The following is a 16755-nucleotide window of genomic DNA, read 5'->3' as shown; positions in this document are numbered from 1 at the left end:
GTCAGCCGCGACGACGGCGGGCCTGCCAGAGCGCGGCGCCGCCGAGCACCACGACGGCGGCGATCCCGGCGATCAGACCGACGGAGGGCCCGCCGCCGTCGCCCGCGTCGCCGTCGGCCCGCGCGGGTGAGTCCTTCTTCGACGTGCCGTCGCCGGACACCTGGTCGCCGCAGCCCGACTTCGGGTAGCCGGAGATGGCGCAGAGCAGGGCGTTGCTGTCGTAGCGCAGCGGCTTGGCGACGGAGGCGAGGGCCTCGGCGCTGGTGGCGTCCTCGCCGACCTGCGCGCAGGCCGTCCTGGCCGCGGGCGGCTTCTCGCCCTTGGGGGCGTCCCCCGGCCGTCCGAAGTCGATGACGAGGGCGACCCGCTTGCGGCCTTCCCGTGCGGGCCTGTCCGCGCAGATGTCGTCGAAGTCCGCCGTGCCGCGCGGCGCGGCGGAGTCCTTGGAGTCGTCGGAGACCGAGAAGCGGAAGCCCTGGACGTCGCCGTCGTCGGGTCGTGCGGTGCCGGGGCCCTGCGTGGCGTACGTCCAGCTGTCGCCGTCGCGCTCCCAGAACGACCAGTAGCGGTATCCCACGGCCTGGGCGGGCGCGGCGGCGATGACGCCGAGCGTGCAGAGCAGTGCGGCGAGGAGCGCCACGGCCTGCCGCCGCGCGCGCCGCGCACGGCCCGCGGTCACGGCTGCTGCTTCTTGCGGTTGCCGCTGTAGAGGAAGCCGATGCCGATGCCGGCGACCATGCCGACGCCGATGATCCACCAGACGCTGACGCCGCCGCCGTCGTCCTTCTTCTCGTCCGAGTCGGAGGCGGAGCCGGTGGGGGACTTCGACGCGGACCGCGGGGCCGGGCCCGTGGCGTTGAGCTGCTTCACCAGGTCGGCGCCGCCGAAGTCACGGGCGTCCATCCCCGCCGCGTTGGCGGCGAAGACCAGCTGGGCGTAGGCGGCGGGACCCGACTGCTTCGCCCAGTCCGCGGAGTTCTTCGCGAGCCACTCGGCGGACTTCTTGGCCCGCTCCTTCTGGTCGGCGGCCGCGAGCGCGAGCACCGCGTCGGCGGTGTTGCCGAAGTCGGGCTTGTCCTTGGCGCCCGGCATCGAGGACATCAGGTGGTCGTCGGTCTTGCCGAGGGTGTCCAGGAGGTAGCCGACGCCGTTGCTCGCCGCCTGCGTCGCGGTGTCGGGCTTCGCGCACTTGGACCCGGTGGCGTCGCGGTCCTTGGGCGGCTCCACGACGAGGCCCCTGCCGAGGCTGCCGAGCACACCGGCCGCGGTGGCGTCGGCGTTCGGCGAGAGCTTGCCGGACTTGGGGTCGGCGAGGCCGAAGGCGCCGCCGTCCTTGTCGCAGTCCATGACGAGCTTGGGCAGCGCGTCGTAGGCGGACTTGCCGTCCTTGGACTTCACGTCGGCGGGGTTCTCGCCCGCCGCGACGAGGGCGCCGATCACGATGCCGGTGGAGTTCGCGTCGGTGGGCAGGCCCGGGTTGTAGCCCCAGCCACCGTCCGTGTTCTGTACGGACTTCAGCCACTCGACGCTCTTCTTGAGCGTCTTGTCCTCGTGACCGACTCCGGCGAGCGCCTGCACGGCCGCGGCGGTGGAGTTGCTGTCGACCGCGGTCTTGGAGTCGCACGGCGCGCTCGCGTCCGCGCGGTACGCCGCGAAGCCGCCGCTCGCGCACTGCTGCCCGGTCAGCCAGTCGATGGCCTTCTCGGCGGGCTCGACGCCCTCCATGCTCTGGGCGAGCAGGGCGTACGACTGGCGGAAGACGCCGTCGAACTTGGGGTCGGTCTTGCCGTAGAGGCCCGAGGGGAGCGCGGCGGGCGACGGCGAGGCGTCGTCCGCGAAGGCTGCCGGTGCTGCGGCCGAGCCGAACACGGCGACGGCGGCCAGGACCGCTGCGCTGCGGCGAACGTTCATGATGCGGCGGGTTGCCTCTCCCTGCGGGGAGCGGGGCGGCACGGACCGTTGCGAGCACGGCTTCCGGGCGGCTCCGGCTCCGTATACCTCGACGGTGCCGCTCATCGGGGTCCGATGAAGCGAGCCGGTCACGTTCCGCACCGGGCATTCCGGCTCTCCGCTGGAAGCGGTCATACGGCTGCGGGTCAGCGCCGGATTCGCACCGGCTTCCCCCTGTACGGGCGTGAGGACGACGCGCCCACTCTACCGGCCCGTACCAGGAGCGGCCGGGCACGGGATCCACGCCCGGGGATTCACACCGCCACGTACGTCACCGGGTCGCCGCCCGGCACGACCTCGGCGCGGCCCAGCTTCACCAGGCGCCGCACATGGGCCTCCGCTTCCGATACGGCGATGTTGCGCGAGCCGTAGGGGATCTCGGCCCAGGGCCGGTTCCACTCCATGTGCTCGGCGAGCTGCCAGGCGGTGCGGGGCTCGGCGAGGAGGGCGCCCAGCCCGGTGAGGCGCTCCTCGTGGTGGGCGACGAGCGAGCCGACGCGGGCGGGGGCGTCGGTGAAGGCGTGCTGGTGGGCGGGGAGGATCTCGGCCGGGTCGAGGCGGGCCACCCGTTCCAGGGAGTCGAGGTAGTCGCCGAGGGGATCGGTGACCGTGGCGTCGTCGGGGTCCTCGTACAGGCCGATGTGCGGGGTGATGCCGGGCAGCAGGTGGTCGCCGGAGAAGAGGCGGCCGTTGCCCCTGAGTCCGGCCGGGTGGTCCTCCTCCAGGTGCAGGCAGACGTGGCCGGGGGTGTGGCCCGGGGTCCAGATCGCCCGCAGGCGGCGGCCCGCCAGGTCGAGGAGCTCGCCGGGGACGATGTCGCGGTCGGGCAGGGCGGGGTCGAGGCCGGGGAGCCTCCTGGGGCGGCCCTCCTCGGCGGCGCGGACCAGCGGCGCGACGTGCTCCTCGGGGGCGCCCGCGGCCGTGAGCTTCGCCGCCATGTAGGCGTACCACCGCTCGGGCGGGTTGGAGCGGGTGCGGCGCACCACGGAGGCGTCCGCCTCGTGCATCGCGATCCACGCGCCCGACGCCTCGCGGACCTTCGCGGACAGGCCGTGGTGGTCGGGGTGGTGGTGGGTGATGACCACGCCGTGCACGTCGGCGACGGCGACGCCGCACGCGGCGAGCCCGTCGGCCAGCGTGTGCCAGGAGGCCGGGTCGTCCCAGCCGGTGTCGACGAGGACGGCGCCGCGGTCGGTGTCCAGGAGGTGGACGAGGGTGAAGCCGAGGGGGTTGTCGGGGATCGGGACCTTGATGCTCCAGACGCCGCCGCCGTGCTCGATCACCGGCGGGTCCGTCACCTGCGGGGTCATGAGGGCCTCGTCTCTCGTCGCCGGGTGCCGTCACTATAACTAGAACTAGTTTCAATAGTCGCCCAAGTCGACGGAATGGGCGGCCGGTTGCGCGTCCGTTCCGTGGACTCCGCCAACTAGAACTGGTATCAGTTCTGAAACAGTGTCAGGAAGTCGGTGTCGGAAAGCGCTCCGCAGGAGGCAGTCAGCCATGACCGAGCTCGTGGAACACGGACAGCTGTTCATCGGCGGGGAGTTGGTGGACCCGCTCGGCAAGGGCGTCATCGACGTCGTGTCGCCGCACACCGGAAAGGTCTTCGCCCGCGTGCCGCACGCGGCCCCCGCCGACGTGGACCGCGCCGTCGCCACCGCCCGCAAGGCGTTCGACGACGGGCCCTGGCGCCGCATGACCCTGGACGAGCGGATCGAGGTCGTCACCAAGATCAAGGACGGGATCGCCGTACGCCACGAGGAGATCGCCCGCGCCATCAGCTCGGAGAACGGCACCCCGTACACCTCCAGCGTGATGGTGCAGGCGCTCGCCGCGATGATGGCGTGGGACGCGGCCATCACGGTGGCCCGCGACTTCACCTACGAGGAGGCACGCGACGGCGTCCTCGGGAAACTCCTCGTGCGGCGCGAGCCGGTGGGGGTGGTCGCGGCCGTCGTCCCCTGGAACGTCCCGCAGTTCACCGCCGCGGCCAAGCTCGCCCCCGCGCTGCTCGCCGGGTGCCCGGTGATCCTCAAGACCTCGCCCGAGGCACCCCTGGACGCCTACATCCTGGCCGAGATAGCCGCAGAGGCCGGGCTGCCGCAGGGCGTCCTCTCCGTCATCTCCGCGGACCGCGAGGTCAGCGAGTACCTCGTCGCGCACCCCGGCGTCGACAAGGTCTCCTTCACCGGATCCGTCGCGGCGGGCAAGCGCGTCATGGAGGTCGCGGCCCGCAACCTCACCCGGGTCACCCTGGAGCTCGGCGGCAAGTCCGCCGCGGTCATCCTGCCGGACGCCGACGCGGCCACCGCCGTCGCGGGCATCACCCCCTTCGCCTGGATGATCAACGGCCAGGCGTGCGTGGCCCAGACCCGCATCCTCGTGCCGCGCACCCGCTACGACGAGTTCGCCGAGGCGTTCGCCGCCGCCGCGTCCGCCCTCAAGGTCGGCGACCCCCTCGACCCCGCCACCGAGCTGGGCCCGCTCGTCGCCAAGAGGCAGCAGCAGCGCTCCCTGGACTACATCCGCATCGGCCAGGAGGAGGGCGCCAAGATCCTCGCGGGCGGCGGCCGCCCGGCCGGGCTCGATCAGGGGTGGTACGTCGAGCCGACGCTCCTGGGCGGCGTCGACAACTCCATGCGCGTCGCCCGCGAGGAGATCTTCGGCCCCGTCATCTGCCTCCTGCCGTACGGCGAACAGGACGAGGCGGTGAAGATCGCCAACGACTCCGACTACGGGCTCAGCGGCAGCGTGTGGACGGCCGACGTCGAGCGCGGCATCGACGTCGCACGGCAGGTGCGCACCGGGACGTACTCCGTGAACACCTTCAGCCTCGACATGCTCGGGCCCTTCGGGGGCTTCAAGAACTCCGGTCTGGGGCGGGAGTTCGGGCCCGAGGGGTACGCCGAGTACTTCGAGCACCAGATGATCCACCTCCCCGCCGGATACGAGGGGAGTGGCGCCTGATGGGGGACCGCTGGCACGTCGAGGTCGACCGGTCGGTCTGCATCGGCTCCGGGATGTGCGTGGGCACCGCGCCCGACGGCTTCACCCTCGACACCGCCCGTCAGTCGCATCCCACCCACCCCGACACCGACGCCAACGAGAAGGTGCTCGAGGCCGCCGAGGGCTGCCCGGTCGAGGCGATCACGATCACCCTCGCCGACAGCGGAGAGGTCGTCTTCCCGCCGGAGGACTAGCCCTGAGGACCAGCCCGGAGGGCGGCTTCGCCCCCTCAATCACCCGATGCCCGCGTCGAGTTCGAACCATCGCGACGCGGGCATCGCCATGTGTCGATCCTCTGGATATTCTGTGTGCTCGAACAAGGGCGAACGCCACTTTACGCATGCGTTCCGCATGGTGATCTGGTGACAGTCGTTACTGTTCCGCCCGTTTCCGTCCTGGAAATCTCTCTGCCACGCCGAGCAGGGAGGGGACACCATGGACAAGCGGTACGAGGTCTACTGTCTGGCCGACAGATTCTTCTACGAGACCCCGGACCGGCTGTCGTCCACGGGCACCCGAAGCGGTGCCCGCGCGTTCCCCGTATCCCAGCGCCCGGTGCCCGAAGGGTGGCGCTCCGCACGCGCCGGTGACTGGTTCTCCCTCGTCCCGATCGGCGACGACGGGGCCCCGCTCCCCACGCCCCAGCAGGGCTGGAAGATCCACGTCTCCGCCACCCTGGAGAACGCCGACCGGATCGCGGCCCTCGTGTGGGACCACTGCGTGCCGCGCTCGGTCCCCTTCAAGTTCGTGCCGGCCAAGCACCTGCTGCACCTGCGCAACAGCAAGTACGCGGGCCGTGACATGAGCGGCAAGTTCGCCACCGTCTACCCGGCCGACGAGAACCAACTGCACGAGCTGCTCGATGAGTTGGGCAAGCTCCTCGAAGGGTTCGAAGGGCCGTACATCCTCACCGACCTGCGCTGGGAGCAGGGGCCGCTGTACGTCAGGTACGGCGCCTTCACCCGCCGCATGTGCGACGACGGCAAGGGCACCCTCGTGCCCGCCGTGGAGGACGGCGAGGGCAAGCTCGTGCCCGACGACCGGGGCCCCGCCTTCAAGGTCCCCGCGTGGGTGAAGCTGCCCGACTTCCTCGAACCGGCGCTCGCCGCGCGCAACACGACGACCGTCGGCGACCTGCCGTACCGCATCGAGAAGGCGCTGCACTTCTCCAACGGCGGCGGGGTCTACGCGGGCACCGACACCCGCGACGGCAGCAAGGTCGTCCTCAAGGAGGGCCGTCCGCACGCGGGCCTCGCCTCCGACGGCGCCGACGCCGTGGCCCGCCTCGAACGCGAGCGGGACGCCCTGCAGAAGCTCTCCGGGCTCGGTGTGGCGCCCGAGGTGCGCGACTGGTTCCTCCTCGGCGAACACCGCTTCCTCGTCATGGACTTCCTGGAGGGCTCCACCCTCAACTCCTTCTTCGCGCACCGGCATCCGCTGTGCACCAGCGAGCCCGACGCCGCCGACATATCGGAGTACACGGCCTGGGCGCTGCGCATGCACCGGGCCGTCGAGGAAGCCGTCACCGCCGTGCACGAGCGGGGCGTCGTCTTCAACGACCTGCACCTGTTCAACATCATGGTCGCCCCCGACGAACAGTCCGTCTCGCTGCTCGACTTCGAGGCCGCGGCGGCCGTCGGCGACGAGGGGCGCCAGATCGTCGCGCACCCCGGATTCCTCGCGCCGCCGGACCGCACGGGCGTGGACGTCGACCGCTACGCACTCGCCTGCCTGCGGCTCGCCCTCTTCCTGCCGATCACCACCCTGCTCTCCATCGACCGGGGTAAGGCCGCGCACTTCGCGCAGGTGATCGCCACCGAATTCCCCGACGTGCCCGCCGAGTTCCTGGCCGAGGCCGTGGCCGAGATCGAGCGTGGCGCACCCGGCGGGGACGGCGGGACCCCCGGGGCCAACGGGGACGAGCGGGCGCCGGTCCGCGGAGCGGGAGACACGGAGGCCCTGGAGAGCGGCCTCCCGAAGGGGGGCGCGACCGGCGCCGCCGGGCCCGCGGCGCGGGTGGCCGCACCGCTGGTCGACCCGGCCGACTGGCCCTACAGCCGCGACTCGATGGTCAAGGCCATCCTCGCGTCCGCCACCCCGGAGCGCGACGACCGGCTCTTCCCCGGCGACATCGCGCAGTTCGCCGACGGCGGCGGGCTCGGCCTCGCGCACGGCGCGGCCGGTGTCCTCCTCGCCCTCGCCGAGAGCGGCGCGGAACGGTACGAGGAGGGTGAGCGCTGGCTCCTCGACCACAGCCGACCCGCCCCGGCGGGCACCCCGTTGGGACTCCACGACGGACTCGCGGGCATCGCCCACGTCCTGGACAGGCTCGGCCACCGCGAGCGCGCGCTGGACCTGACGGAACTCATCCTCCAGGAACGCTGGCAGCGCCTCCCCTCCGACCTGTACGGCGGCCTCGCCGGAGTCGGCCTCGCCCTCGACTCCCTCGCGGAGAGCACCGGCGAGCGCACGCTCGGCCAGTACGCGCTGCGCGCCGCCGAGCTGCTCGGCGAACGGCTCGCCTCCGAAGAGCCGCCGAAGAACGGCAGGCGCAGGGCCGGACTGCTGCGCGGCGCCACCGGGCCCGCCCTGCTCTTCCTGCGCCTGTACGAGCGAGGCGGCGACCCCGCCCTCCTCGACCTCGCGGCCCGCGCCCTGCGTGCCGACCTCGACCAGTGCGTGACCCAGAAGCGGGACGGCAGCCTCGCCGTGAACGAGGGCTGGCGCACCATGCCCTACCTCGGCGACGGCAGCGTCGGCATCGGCATGGTCATCGACGACTACCTCGCGCACCGCGACGACGAACGCTTCGAGGCGGCACGTCCCGGCATCCTGGCCGCGGCGAGCTCCCGCTTCTGCGTGCAGCCGGGCCTCTTCCAGGGGCGGGCAGGACTGCTCCTGCACGTCAACCGCAGCACCACGCCGGGCATCACGCCCGAGGACGTGGCCGCGCAGATCGAGGAGCTCGGCTGGTTCGCGATGTCGTACGCGGGCCAACTGGCCTTCCCCGGCAACCAGATGCTGCGCCTCTCCATGGACCTCAACACCGGGACGGCGGGCTGCCTCCTCGCGCTCGCCAGCGCGCTCGGCGACACCGGAGCGCACGTCCCCTTCCTGCCGCCGATCCGGCGGCCCCAGAGCCGGTCCCGCGACACCGCGGGGTCGTGACACCGCCCATAGGGACCTCACAAGTCCCCCTAAAGAGAGGGAAGTTCATGGCACTTCTCGACCTGCAGAGCATGGAATCCGACGAGCTGACCGGTGGCGGTCACGGTGGCGGCGGCAGTGTGGCCAGCCTCCTGCTGTGCTGGAGCGACGCGAGCATCGTTCTGTGTCTCTGATGCCTCGCCGCATCTGACCGACACGGTCTGAAGGCCCGGGCGGCGCCCCGTGAGGGGCCCGCCCGGGCCGACCGTTGTGAGACCTGCGCGACGAAGGCGACGAGGACCCGGACCGCATGGCGACGACGACCCCCCGTCCGCACCAACCCACCCACGACGCACACCTGTTGGGCGCGGCCGCCCGCCACAGCGCCCTCCGCTGCGTGATCCTGGCGCTGTGCGCCCTGGCGAGCGCGGGCGCGGGACTGCTCCTGCCGCTCGCGATCGGCCGCGCCCTGGACGCCGTCCTGACCGGACACCTGACGGGCGCGGCTGACGCCGACGCCACCCGCTGGATCGCCGCGTGCGCCGCGCTGATCACCGCGAGCGCCGTCCTCGACGCGCTCGACGGCGTCCTCACCGGCACCACCAACGCCCGCACCACCGCCTGGCTGCGCGGCCGCGTCACCGGACACGTGCTCGCCGTCGGACCGCGCACCACCGCGCGCTTCGCCCACGGCGACCTGGTGGCGCGCCTCATCGACAACGCGGCGCACGCGGGCATCGCGCCCGCCACCTTCGCCGCGCTCCTGGCCGCCCTGGTCACGCCCGTCGGCGCCGTGGTGGCCCTCGCGCTCATCGACGGCTGGCTCGCCGCGGTGTTCCTCGTCGGCGCGCCCGTGCTCTTCCTGCTCCTGCGGACCTTCGTGCGCGTCTCCTCCGACTGCGTGGCGCGCTACCAGCGGGTCCAGGGGAACATCGCGGGACGCCTGAGCGAGGCGATCGGCGGGGCGCGCACCGTCGCCGCCGCGCACACGCAGGACAAGGAGGCGGCGCGCGTCCTCGGCGAACTGCCCGAACTCGGCCGTCAGGGACGGCGGATGTGGCGCCTTCAGGGCCGCTCCCAGGCGCAGGCCGTCGCGGTCGCGCCGCTGTTGCAGATCGCGGTCGCCGCGGTCGCGGGGCTGCTGCTGCTCCGGCACCGCATCTCGGTCGGCGACCTGCTCGCCGCGTCCCGGTACGCGGTGCTGGCCACCGGGATCGGCATGCTCGTGGGACAGTTGGGCGGTCTGGTGCGGGCCAGGGCCGCGGCCCGCCGCCTGGAGGAAGTCCTCACCGAACCCCCGACGTCGTACGGCGAAGCAGAACTGCCCCCCGAGGGCGGCCTGTTGGAGCTGCGCGGCGTCATGGCGAGCCGGGGCGGACGTACCGTCCTCGACGGCGTCGACCTGACGGTGCCCGCGGGCACCACGCTCGCCGTGGTCGGCCGCTCGGGCGCGGGCAAATCGCTGCTCGCCGCGCTCGCCGGGCGGCTCGCCGACCCCGACGAGGGGGAGGTGCGCCTCGACGGGGTCCCGCTGCGCTCGCTCGGCAGGCAGGAGCTGCGCCGCGAGGTCGGCTACGCCTTCGAGCGGCCCGCGCTGCTGGGGACGACCCTGGAGGACACGATCGGCCTCGGCGCCCCGCGTCCGACGCCGGGACGGATCCGCGAGGCGGCCCGCGCCGCCCGCGCCGACACCTTCATCACCCGCCTCCCCGACGGCTACGCCACCCCTTGCGGACAGGCGCCGCTCTCCGGCGGCGAGTCCCAACGCCTCGGTCTGGCACGGGCGTTCGCGCGCGGCGGGCGGCTGCTGATCCTGGACGACGCCATGTCCAGCCTGGACACGGTCACCGAACACCACATCGCCGACGCGCTGCTCCACCACACCCCGCACCGCAGCCGCCTGATCATCGCCCACCGGGCCGCGACGGCGGCCCGCGCGGACGCGGTGGCCTGGCTCCACGAGGGCCGGATCCGGGCGGTGGGCACCCACGAGGAACTGTGGGAACGCCCGGAGTACCGGGAGGTGTTCGGCGCGTGAACCCTCCCCACGCCCAGGGTCCCTACCGCCGTGGCGTCCGCTTCCTGTGGCGCAAGTGGCCGGTGGTGCTGCGGCTCGCGCTCTGGTCCGTCCTGGAGACCGGCCAGACGTTCCTCACCGGGTACGCCCTCGCGCGCGCCCTGGACGACGGGTTCCTCGCGGGCCACGAGGCGGTCGGCCTCTGGTGGCTCGGCGGGGCCGGGCTCGGTGTGGTGGTCGCCGCCTACGGCACGAGCCGCGTGTACCGCGCCGTCGCCGACCTGGTGGAACCGCTCAGGGACTCCCTGGTGCGCCAGGTCGTCGGGCGGGGCCTGCACGACGCGGACAGTGCCGCCGTGTCCCGGCTCACCCAGCAGGTGGAGATCGCCAGGGACACCTTCGCGGGCCTGATCATGGTCTCCCGCTCCTTCGTCTTCACGGCGGTCGGCGCCCTGGTCGGCCTCTTCTCCCTGGACCCGCTCCTGCTCCTGGTGGTCGCGCCGCCGCTCCTCGCGGGCATCGCCCTCTTCGTCGCGACGCTGCGTCCGCTGGCCCGCCGCCAGGAGGAGTTCCTCGTCGCGGACGAGGAGCTGGCGGCCCGGCTGGGCGTGGTCTGCCCCGGGTTGCGGGACGTCACGGCGGCGGGCGCGGAAGACGACGTCGCCGCCGACCTGGGCCGGGGCGTCGCCCGGGAGTACAGGACGGCCGCGGCCCTGGCCCGCTGGGGCGTCCTGCGCACCGCGTCCCTGGCGATCGGCGGCCAGCTCCCCCTGATCCTGCTCCTGACCACGGCCCCCTGGCTCCTGGACAATGGAGTGACCCCGGGCGCCCTGGTGGGAGCCCTGGCCTACGTCACCCAGGCCCTGCTCCCCGCCCTCCACAACCTGGTCCACGGCCTCGGCGCGAGCGGCTCCCGCCTGGCGATCGTGCTGCGGCGGCTCATGTGGGAGGGGCCGGGGAGCGGTGGCGGCGCCGAGGCGGGCCGCGCGGGTCAGGGGCCCGCGCTGGAGCTCTCCTCCGTCACCTTCGCCTATGGTCCGCACGCCGAGCCCGTGCTGCGGAACCTGGGGCTCAGTGTGGCCAGGGGCGAGCACCTCGCCGTGGTGGGACCCAGTGGGATCGGGAAGTCCACCTTGGCCGGAATTGTTGCCGGGTTGCTCGTGCCGGACGCGGGAGAGGTGCGTGTGGAGGGCGCTGGGGTGCGTGGGGAAGGAGCCGTCGGGCGGCGCGTGCTCATTCCTCAGGAGGCGTACGTCTTCACGGGGACGCTCAGGGAGAACCTGGAGTACCTGCGGGCGGAGCCGGTGCCGGAGTCCGAGCTGACCGGCGCGGCCGAGGCCGTGGGACTCGCGCCGCTCGTCGCCCGCCTCGGCGGGCTCGACACCGAGCTCGTACCGGGTGAACTGTCGGCGGGGGAGCGCCAGTTGATCGCGCTGACCCGCGCGTACGTCGCGTACGCCCCGCTCGCGATCCTCGACGAGGCGACCTGTCACCTCGACCCGGTCGCGGAGTCCCGCGCCGAGCGCGCGTTCGCGGCGCGCCCCGGCGGCACCCTGGTGGTGATCGCGCACCGCATCAGCTCGGCCCGCCGCGCCGACCGGGTCCTGGTGATGGACGGGGTGCACGCCCTGTGCGGTCGGCACGACGAGCTGATGGAGCGTTCGCCCCTGTACCGGGACCTCAACGGGGCCGGTGACTGGGGCGGGGGCCGGGGCGGTGACCGGGGCGGCGTCGCCTCAGACCCAGCCCTCGCCCTGCGAGATCCTTATGGCGTCGATCCTGTTCCGCGCCCCGGTCTTCCGGGTGATCGCGGCCATGTAGTTGCGCACCGTTCCGTTGGAGAGATGGAGACTGTGGGCGATCTCGGCGACAGAAGCGCCTCGCGCGGCGAGTGACAGGACGCTCAACTCCCTTTGCGTCAGCGGCATTTGGGCGGCCTTGAGGAAGCCGAACCCCAGGGAGTCGTCGACGAACCGCTGGCCCGCCGCCACCTGTCTGATGCCGGTGATCAGCCGTTCCGGCTGGCTCGCCTTGTTCACGTAGCCGAGCGCGTCCGCCTCCGCGGCGCGGCGCAGCTGCCCCGGCCGGTTGGCCGTGGCGAGCACCAGGACCCGGCAGCCGCGACCGTGCGCCGAGGGCCCGGTCAGCTCGGTGAGCGGCGTGAGCGCGTACGTCGACTCGTCGTCGAGATCCACCACGCAGAGATCGGGTCGTACCGTGCGCTGCCGACCGTGAGCCTGTGACCACGGCGCATGGAACACCTCCAAGTCAGGTTCCCGGGCGAGACGTTCCGCCAGGGCTAATCGCAGTAGACAGGCGTCGTGCACGAGAAGTACCCGGATCACGCTCTGCCCCTCCAGCTCCCGCTCCGGTTGCCCCCTTCAAGGACGCAGACCATTAATAGCGGTGAGTACCCCCGTAGTGACACTGAGAACTGGCCAAGGGGGTGTTTGGGGGCGCATTTGCCGGGCGCCTGTGCGCCCCCCTGTCACGCTCGGGGGGTCGCCGTGAGGTCGATCAGGCGGCAGACCGTCTCGATGTCGATCTTCACCTGGGCGATCGACGCCCTTCCGGAGAGCCAGGTGATCAGCGCGGAGTGCCAGGTGTGCTCGATCACCCGCACCGCCGAGAGCTGCTGCGCGGTCGGCGGCTCCGCCAGTCCCATCGCGTCCAGGATGATCGCCGTGGTCAGCCGCGAGACGGTGTCGACCTCGGGGCTCACCGACCGGTCGGCGAAGGTCAGGGCCCGCACCATGGCGTCCGCGAGGTGCGGCTCGCGCTGGAGGGCGCGGAAGGCGCGCATCAGCGTCTCGGCGACCCGCTCGGCGGGGGTCTCGCCCGCCGGGGGGCGCTTCCTGATCGTGGTGTGCATGTGCTGCAGCTGGTCCTGCATGGTGGCGACGAGCAGGTGCACCTTGGAGGGGAAGTAGCGGTAGAGCGTGCCGAGCGCGACGCCGGCGGCCTCGGCGACCTCCCGCATCTGCACCGCGTCGAACCCGCCCCTGCTGGCCAGTTGGGCGCTCGCGTGCAGGATGCGGCGGCGGCGCGCCTCCTGGCGCTCGGTGAGGGGCGGCGTCGCAGGGCTCCCTGTCTTGGCTTCCGCTGTCATGTGCTGCCCCTCCGAAAACGCCTCACGAGATCGCACAGCATGGCAGGGAGCCCGCCGTGGCGCGAATCACCTGATCCGGGCCTTACAGCTCGCCTACCTGCCGGTAGATTCAGAGCTCGTTCAGCGATCATTCAGCGATCAAGTCTGAAACTTGTTCTAGATTACCGTCCCGGCGTAACCTCGCGGACAACTGCAGGAGAAGGGGACCGAGAGTGACCGCTGAGGCCATGGAGGCAGGCCCCCGGAAGGGCTCGGCCGCCGAAGGTGATCGTCCGTTGCGCATCGCTCTCCTGACGTACAAAGGGAACCCGTTCTGCGGGGGACAGGGCGTCTACGTACGCCACCTGTCGCGCGAGCTCGTCCGGCTCGGCCACACCGTCGAGGTGATCGGCGCGCAGCCCTATCCGGTGCTCGACGAGGGCGAGGGCCTCGAAGGGCTCAGCCTCACCGAGCTCCCGAGCCTGGACCTCTACCGCTCGCCCGACCCCTTCCGCACCCCGGGGCGCGACGAGTACCGCGACTGGGTGGACGCCCTCGAAGTGGCGACGATGTGGACCGGCGGCTTCCCCGAGCCCGCCACGTTCAGCCTGCGCGCCCGCCGTCATCTGCGCGCAAGGCGCGGCGAGTTCGACGTCGTGCACGACAACCAGACCCTGGGATACGGCCTGTTGGGCGACCTCGGCGCCCCCCTGGTCACCACGATCCACCACCCCATCACCGTCGACCGGCGGCTCGAACTCGACGCCGCGCCCGACCTCAAGCGCCGCATGTCGGTGCGCCGTTGGTACGCGTTCACCCGCATGCAGAAGCGCGTCGCGCGCCGCCTGCCCTCGGTGCTCACCGTCTCCGGCACCTCGCGCCAGGAGATCATCGACCACCTCGGCGTACGCGACGACCGCATCGACGTCGTCCACATCGGCGCCGACACCGACCTCTTCTCGCCCGACCCCTCGGTCGCCGAGGTGCCGGGCCGGATCGTGACGACCTCCAGTGCCGACGTCCCCCTCAAGGGCCTCATCCACCTGGTCGAGGCGCTCGCCAAGGTGCGCACCGAGAACCCCGCCGCCCATCTCGTCGTGGTCGGCAAGCGCGCAGAGGACGGCCCGGTCGCCCAGGCCATCGAGCGGCACGGCCTCGCGGGCTCGATCGAGTTCGTCAAGGGCATCACCGACGCCGAACTCGTCGACCTGGTCCGCTCGGCGCAGATCGCCTGCGTCCCCTCCCTGTACGAGGGGTTCTCGCTGCCCGCGGCCGAGGCGATGGCCACCGGCACCCCGCTCCTCGCGACCACCGGCGGCGCGATCCCGGAGGTCGCGGGCCCCGACGGCGAGACCTGTGTCGCGGTGCCGCCCGGCGACCCGGAGGCGCTCGCCCTCGGCCTGAACCGGCTCCTCGGCGACGCCGGGCTGCGGGCCAGGCTCGGCGCGGCGGGACGTGCGCGGGTGCTCGACAGGTTCACCTGGGCCCGCGCCGCCCAGGGCACCGCCGAGCTCTACCGCGCGGCGATCGACCGCTCCGCGGGACGCGGCGCCACCCGTGCCGTCGCACGCGGCCACGCCCTCCCGGCCGCCACCGCCGCGGCCGCCCCCGAAGTTGCAGGACCTCACCACGAAAGCAGGGCCACGTGCTGACCGTCGACTTCACCCGCTTCCCGCTCGCCGCAGGCGACCGCGTGCTCGACCTGGGCTGCGGCGCGGGCCGGCACGCCTTCGAGTGTTACCGGCGGGGCGCCCAGGTGGTGGCCCTCGACCAGAACGCCGAGGAGATCCGCGAGGTCGCCAAGTGGTTCGCCGCGATGAAGGAGGCGGGCGAGGCCCCCGCGGGCGCGACGGCCACCGCGATGGAGGGCGACGCGCTCAACCTGCCCTTCCCCGACGCCTCCTTCGACGTCGTGATCATCTCCGAGGTCATGGAGCACATCCCGGACGACAAGGGCGTCCTCGCCGAGATGGTCCGGGTCCTCAAGCCCGGCGGCCGCATCGCCGTCACCGTCCCGCGCTACGGCCCCGAGAAGGTCTGCTGGACGCTCAGCGACGCCTACCACGAGGTCGAGGGCGGCCACATCCGCATCTACAAGGCCGACGAACTCCTCGGCAAGATGCGGGAGTCGGGCCTCAAGCCGTACGGCACGCACCACGCGCACGCCCTGCACTCGCCCTACTGGTGGCTGAAGTGCGCCTTCGGCGTCGACAACGACAAGGCGCTGCCGGTGCGCGCGTACCACAAGCTCCTGGTCTGGGACATCATGAAGAAGCCGCTCGCCACCCGGGTCGCCGAGCAGTTGCTCAACCCCGTCGTCGGCAAGAGCTTCGTGGCGTACGCGACCAAGCCGCACCTTCCCGTCGCCGCCGCGGAGTCCGTGGCGGACGCCAAGTGACGAGCCCCGAGCGGACCGAACACCTCGTCCTGCCCGGCGTCCTGACGGCCGATCAGGCCGCGGCGACGGTCCGCGGCATCCTCGCCGTGCAGCGCGAGGACGGCGCCATCCCGTGGTTCAGGGGCCACCACCTCGACCCGTGGGACCACACCGAGGCCGCCATGGCCCTGGACGCCGCGGGCGAGCACGCGGCCGCCGAGCGGGCCTACGACTGGCTCGCGCGCCACCAGAACCCGGACGGCTCCTGGTACGCGGCCTACCGCGACGGCGATCCGCACGACATCACCGACCGGGGCCGCGAGACCAACTTCTGCGCGTACCTCGCCGTCGGCGTCTGGCACCACTACCTCGCCACCGGCGACGAGTCGTTCCTCGACCGCATGTGGCCCGCCGTGGTCGGAGCCGTCGAGTTCGTCCTCGCGCTCCAGCAGCCAGGCGGCCAGATCGGCTGGAAGCGCGAGCCCGACGGCACGCCGGTGACCGACGCGCTGCTCACCGGCTCGTCCTCGATCCACCAGGCGCTGCGCTGCGCGCTCGCGATCGCCGAGCAGCGTGACGAGGCCCAGCCCGACTGGGAGCTGGCGACGGGCGCGCTCGCGCACGCCATCCGCCACCACCCCGAGCGCTTCCTCGACAAGGACCGCTACTCGATGGACTGGTACTACCCGGTCCTCGGCGGCGCCCTGACCGGCGCGGCGGCCAAGTCCCGCATAGAGGAGGGCTGGGACCGCTTCGTCGTGCCCGGCCTCGGCGTGCGCTGCGTCGTGCCCAACGCCTGGGTGACGGGCGGCGAGAGCGCGGAACTCGCCCTGGCGCTCTGGGCGTTGGGCGAGTCGGACCGGGCCCTGGACATCCTCCAGTCCATCCAGCACCTGCGTGACCCGGCGACGGGTCTCTACTGGACGGGCTTCGTCTACGACGACGAGGCGGTCTGGCCCGAGGAGCTGACCACGTGGACGGCGGGGTCGTTGCTCCTTGCGGTTGCCGCGTTGGGCGGGGACGAGGCGACGTGTGCGGTGTTCTCCGGGGAGCGGTTGCCCGGGGGGCTGGATCCGGATTGTTGCTGAGGCCCCTCGCGGGGCGGCCGCGGGTTCGCTCGGGCTGAGCGCGCAGTTCCCCGCGCCCCTAAAGGGGCCCGGAAGCCGGTCG

General features: G+C 72.7%; 13 protein-coding genes, 1 pseudogene and 1 riboswitch. Of the genes and pseudogenes, 9 read left to right on the top strand and 5 right to left on the bottom strand.

The features are described 5' to 3' along the window. Position 1: 1 nt before the first annotated feature. From KY5_RS12035 to KY5_RS12025, 3 genes are all read right to left on the bottom strand, one after another. Entirely contained in the window at positions 2–679 is a 678-nt protein-coding gene (locus KY5_RS12035; RefSeq protein ID WP_098242236.1) for an SCO2322 family protein, read from the bottom strand. Beyond that, a complete protein-coding gene (locus KY5_RS12030; RefSeq protein ID WP_098242235.1) occupies positions 676–1911 on the bottom strand; it encodes a prenyltransferase/squalene oxidase repeat-containing protein in 1236 nt (411 codons plus the stop codon). Before KY5_RS12030 ends, KY5_RS12035 begins: the two co-directional genes overlap by 4 nt. Positions 1912–2032: 121 nt before the next feature. After that, positions 2033–2158, bottom strand: a riboswitch (cobalamin riboswitch). A gap of 46 nt (positions 2159–2204) precedes the next feature. Further along, positions 2205–3260, bottom strand: a complete 1056-nt coding sequence (locus tag KY5_RS12025; protein WP_098242234.1) for an MBL fold metallo-hydrolase — start codon at positions 3258–3260, stop codon at positions 2205–2207. Positions 3261–3450: 190 nt separating this feature from the next. Here KY5_RS12025 and KY5_RS12020 point away from each other — a divergent pair, with 190 nt between their 5' ends. The 6 genes and pseudogenes from KY5_RS12020 to KY5_RS43050 form a co-directional block, all read left to right on the top strand. Beyond that, positions 3451–4917 carry an aldehyde dehydrogenase gene (locus KY5_RS12020; RefSeq protein ID WP_098242233.1) on the top strand — a complete coding sequence of 489 codons (1467 nt, stop codon included), beginning with the start codon at positions 3451–3453 and terminating at the stop codon, positions 4915–4917. After that, a complete protein-coding gene (locus KY5_RS12015; protein WP_098242232.1) occupies positions 4917–5150 on the top strand; it encodes a ferredoxin in 234 nt (77 codons plus the stop codon). Before KY5_RS12020 ends, KY5_RS12015 begins: the two co-directional genes overlap by 1 nt. A 241-nt stretch (positions 5151–5391) precedes the next feature. Beyond that, the gene (lanKC, locus tag KY5_RS12010) at positions 5392–8124 is read left to right on the top strand and encodes a class III lanthionine synthetase LanKC (RefSeq protein ID WP_098242231.1); all 2733 of its coding nucleotides are present in this window, start codon (positions 5392–5394) and stop codon (positions 8122–8124) included. Positions 8125–8171: 47 nt separating this feature from the next. Next, positions 8172–8297, top strand: coding sequence for a SapB/AmfS family lanthipeptide (locus KY5_RS12005; RefSeq protein ID WP_098242230.1), 126 nt, complete (start codon positions 8172–8174; stop codon positions 8295–8297). A 116-nt stretch (positions 8298–8413) separates the two neighbouring features. After that, entirely contained in the window at positions 8414–10141 is a 1728-nt protein-coding gene (locus KY5_RS12000) for an ABC transporter ATP-binding protein (RefSeq protein ID WP_098242229.1), read from the top strand. Positions 10142–10533: 392 nt separating this feature from the next. Further along, positions 10534–11547: pseudogene (locus tag KY5_RS43050) on the top strand (ATP-binding cassette domain-containing protein); the annotation flags it as partial. 309 nt (positions 11548–11856) lie between these two features. Here the strand turns inward: KY5_RS43050 and KY5_RS41750 are convergent. Both KY5_RS41750 and KY5_RS11990 read right to left on the bottom strand, forming a co-directional pair. Next, positions 11857–12465: a response regulator transcription factor gene (locus KY5_RS41750; RefSeq protein ID WP_159072517.1), complete on the bottom strand. Its 609-nt coding sequence runs from the start codon at positions 12463–12465 to the stop codon at positions 11857–11859. Between the two features lie 143 nt (positions 12466–12608). After that, positions 12609–13229, bottom strand: a complete 621-nt coding sequence (locus tag KY5_RS11990) for a TetR family transcriptional regulator (RefSeq protein WP_098242228.1) — start codon at positions 13227–13229, stop codon at positions 12609–12611. A gap of 212 nt (positions 13230–13441) precedes the next feature. Between KY5_RS11990 and KY5_RS11985 the strand changes: the two genes are divergently transcribed. From KY5_RS11985 to KY5_RS11975, 3 genes are read left to right on the top strand one after another with little or no spacing between them, the layout of a single operon-like run. Continuing rightward, positions 13442–14860, top strand: coding sequence for a glycosyltransferase family 4 protein (locus tag KY5_RS11985; protein WP_098242227.1), 1419 nt, complete (start codon positions 13442–13444; stop codon positions 14858–14860). After that, entirely contained in the window at positions 14854–15606 is a 753-nt protein-coding gene (locus tag KY5_RS11980; protein WP_055544696.1) for a class I SAM-dependent methyltransferase, read from the top strand. Before KY5_RS11985 ends, KY5_RS11980 begins: the two co-directional genes overlap by 7 nt. Then, complete coding sequence (locus tag KY5_RS11975) at positions 15603–16673, top strand: prenyltransferase/squalene oxidase repeat-containing protein (protein ID WP_098242226.1); 1071 nt, start codon at positions 15603–15605, stop codon at positions 16671–16673. The genes KY5_RS11980 and KY5_RS11975 overlap by 4 nt, the downstream gene beginning before the upstream one ends. The last annotated feature ends 82 nt before the right edge of the window (positions 16674–16755 follow it).

The organism is Streptomyces formicae (assembly GCF_002556545.1).
Lineage (GTDB): Bacteria > Actinomycetota > Actinomycetes > Streptomycetales > Streptomycetaceae > Streptomyces > Streptomyces formicae_A.
This window is presented reverse-complemented; position numbering and strand designations above follow the sequence as displayed.

Excerpts from the sequence above, each read along its gene's own strand:
- KY5_RS12025 (WP_098242234.1), bottom strand. The coding sequence starts at position 3,260 with ATGACCCCGCAGGTGACGGACCCGCCGGTGATCGAGCACGGCGGCGGC.
- KY5_RS12005 (WP_098242230.1), top strand. The coding sequence starts at position 8,172 with ATGGCACTTCTCGACCTGCAGAGCATGGAATCCGACGAGCTGACCGGT.
- KY5_RS12030 (WP_098242235.1), bottom strand. The coding sequence starts at position 1,911 with ATGAACGTTCGCCGCAGCGCAGCGGTCCTGGCCGCCGTCGCCGTGTTC.
- KY5_RS12020 (WP_098242233.1), top strand. The coding sequence starts at position 3,451 with ATGACCGAGCTCGTGGAACACGGACAGCTGTTCATCGGCGGGGAGTTG.
- KY5_RS11990 (WP_098242228.1), bottom strand. The coding sequence starts at position 13,229 with ATGACAGCGGAAGCCAAGACAGGGAGCCCTGCGACGCCGCCCCTCACC.
- lanKC (WP_098242231.1), top strand. The coding sequence starts at position 5,392 with ATGGACAAGCGGTACGAGGTCTACTGTCTGGCCGACAGATTCTTCTAC.
- KY5_RS12015 (WP_098242232.1), top strand. The coding sequence starts at position 4,917 with ATGGGGGACCGCTGGCACGTCGAGGTCGACCGGTCGGTCTGCATCGGC.
- KY5_RS12000 (WP_098242229.1), top strand. The coding sequence starts at position 8,414 with ATGGCGACGACGACCCCCCGTCCGCACCAACCCACCCACGACGCACAC.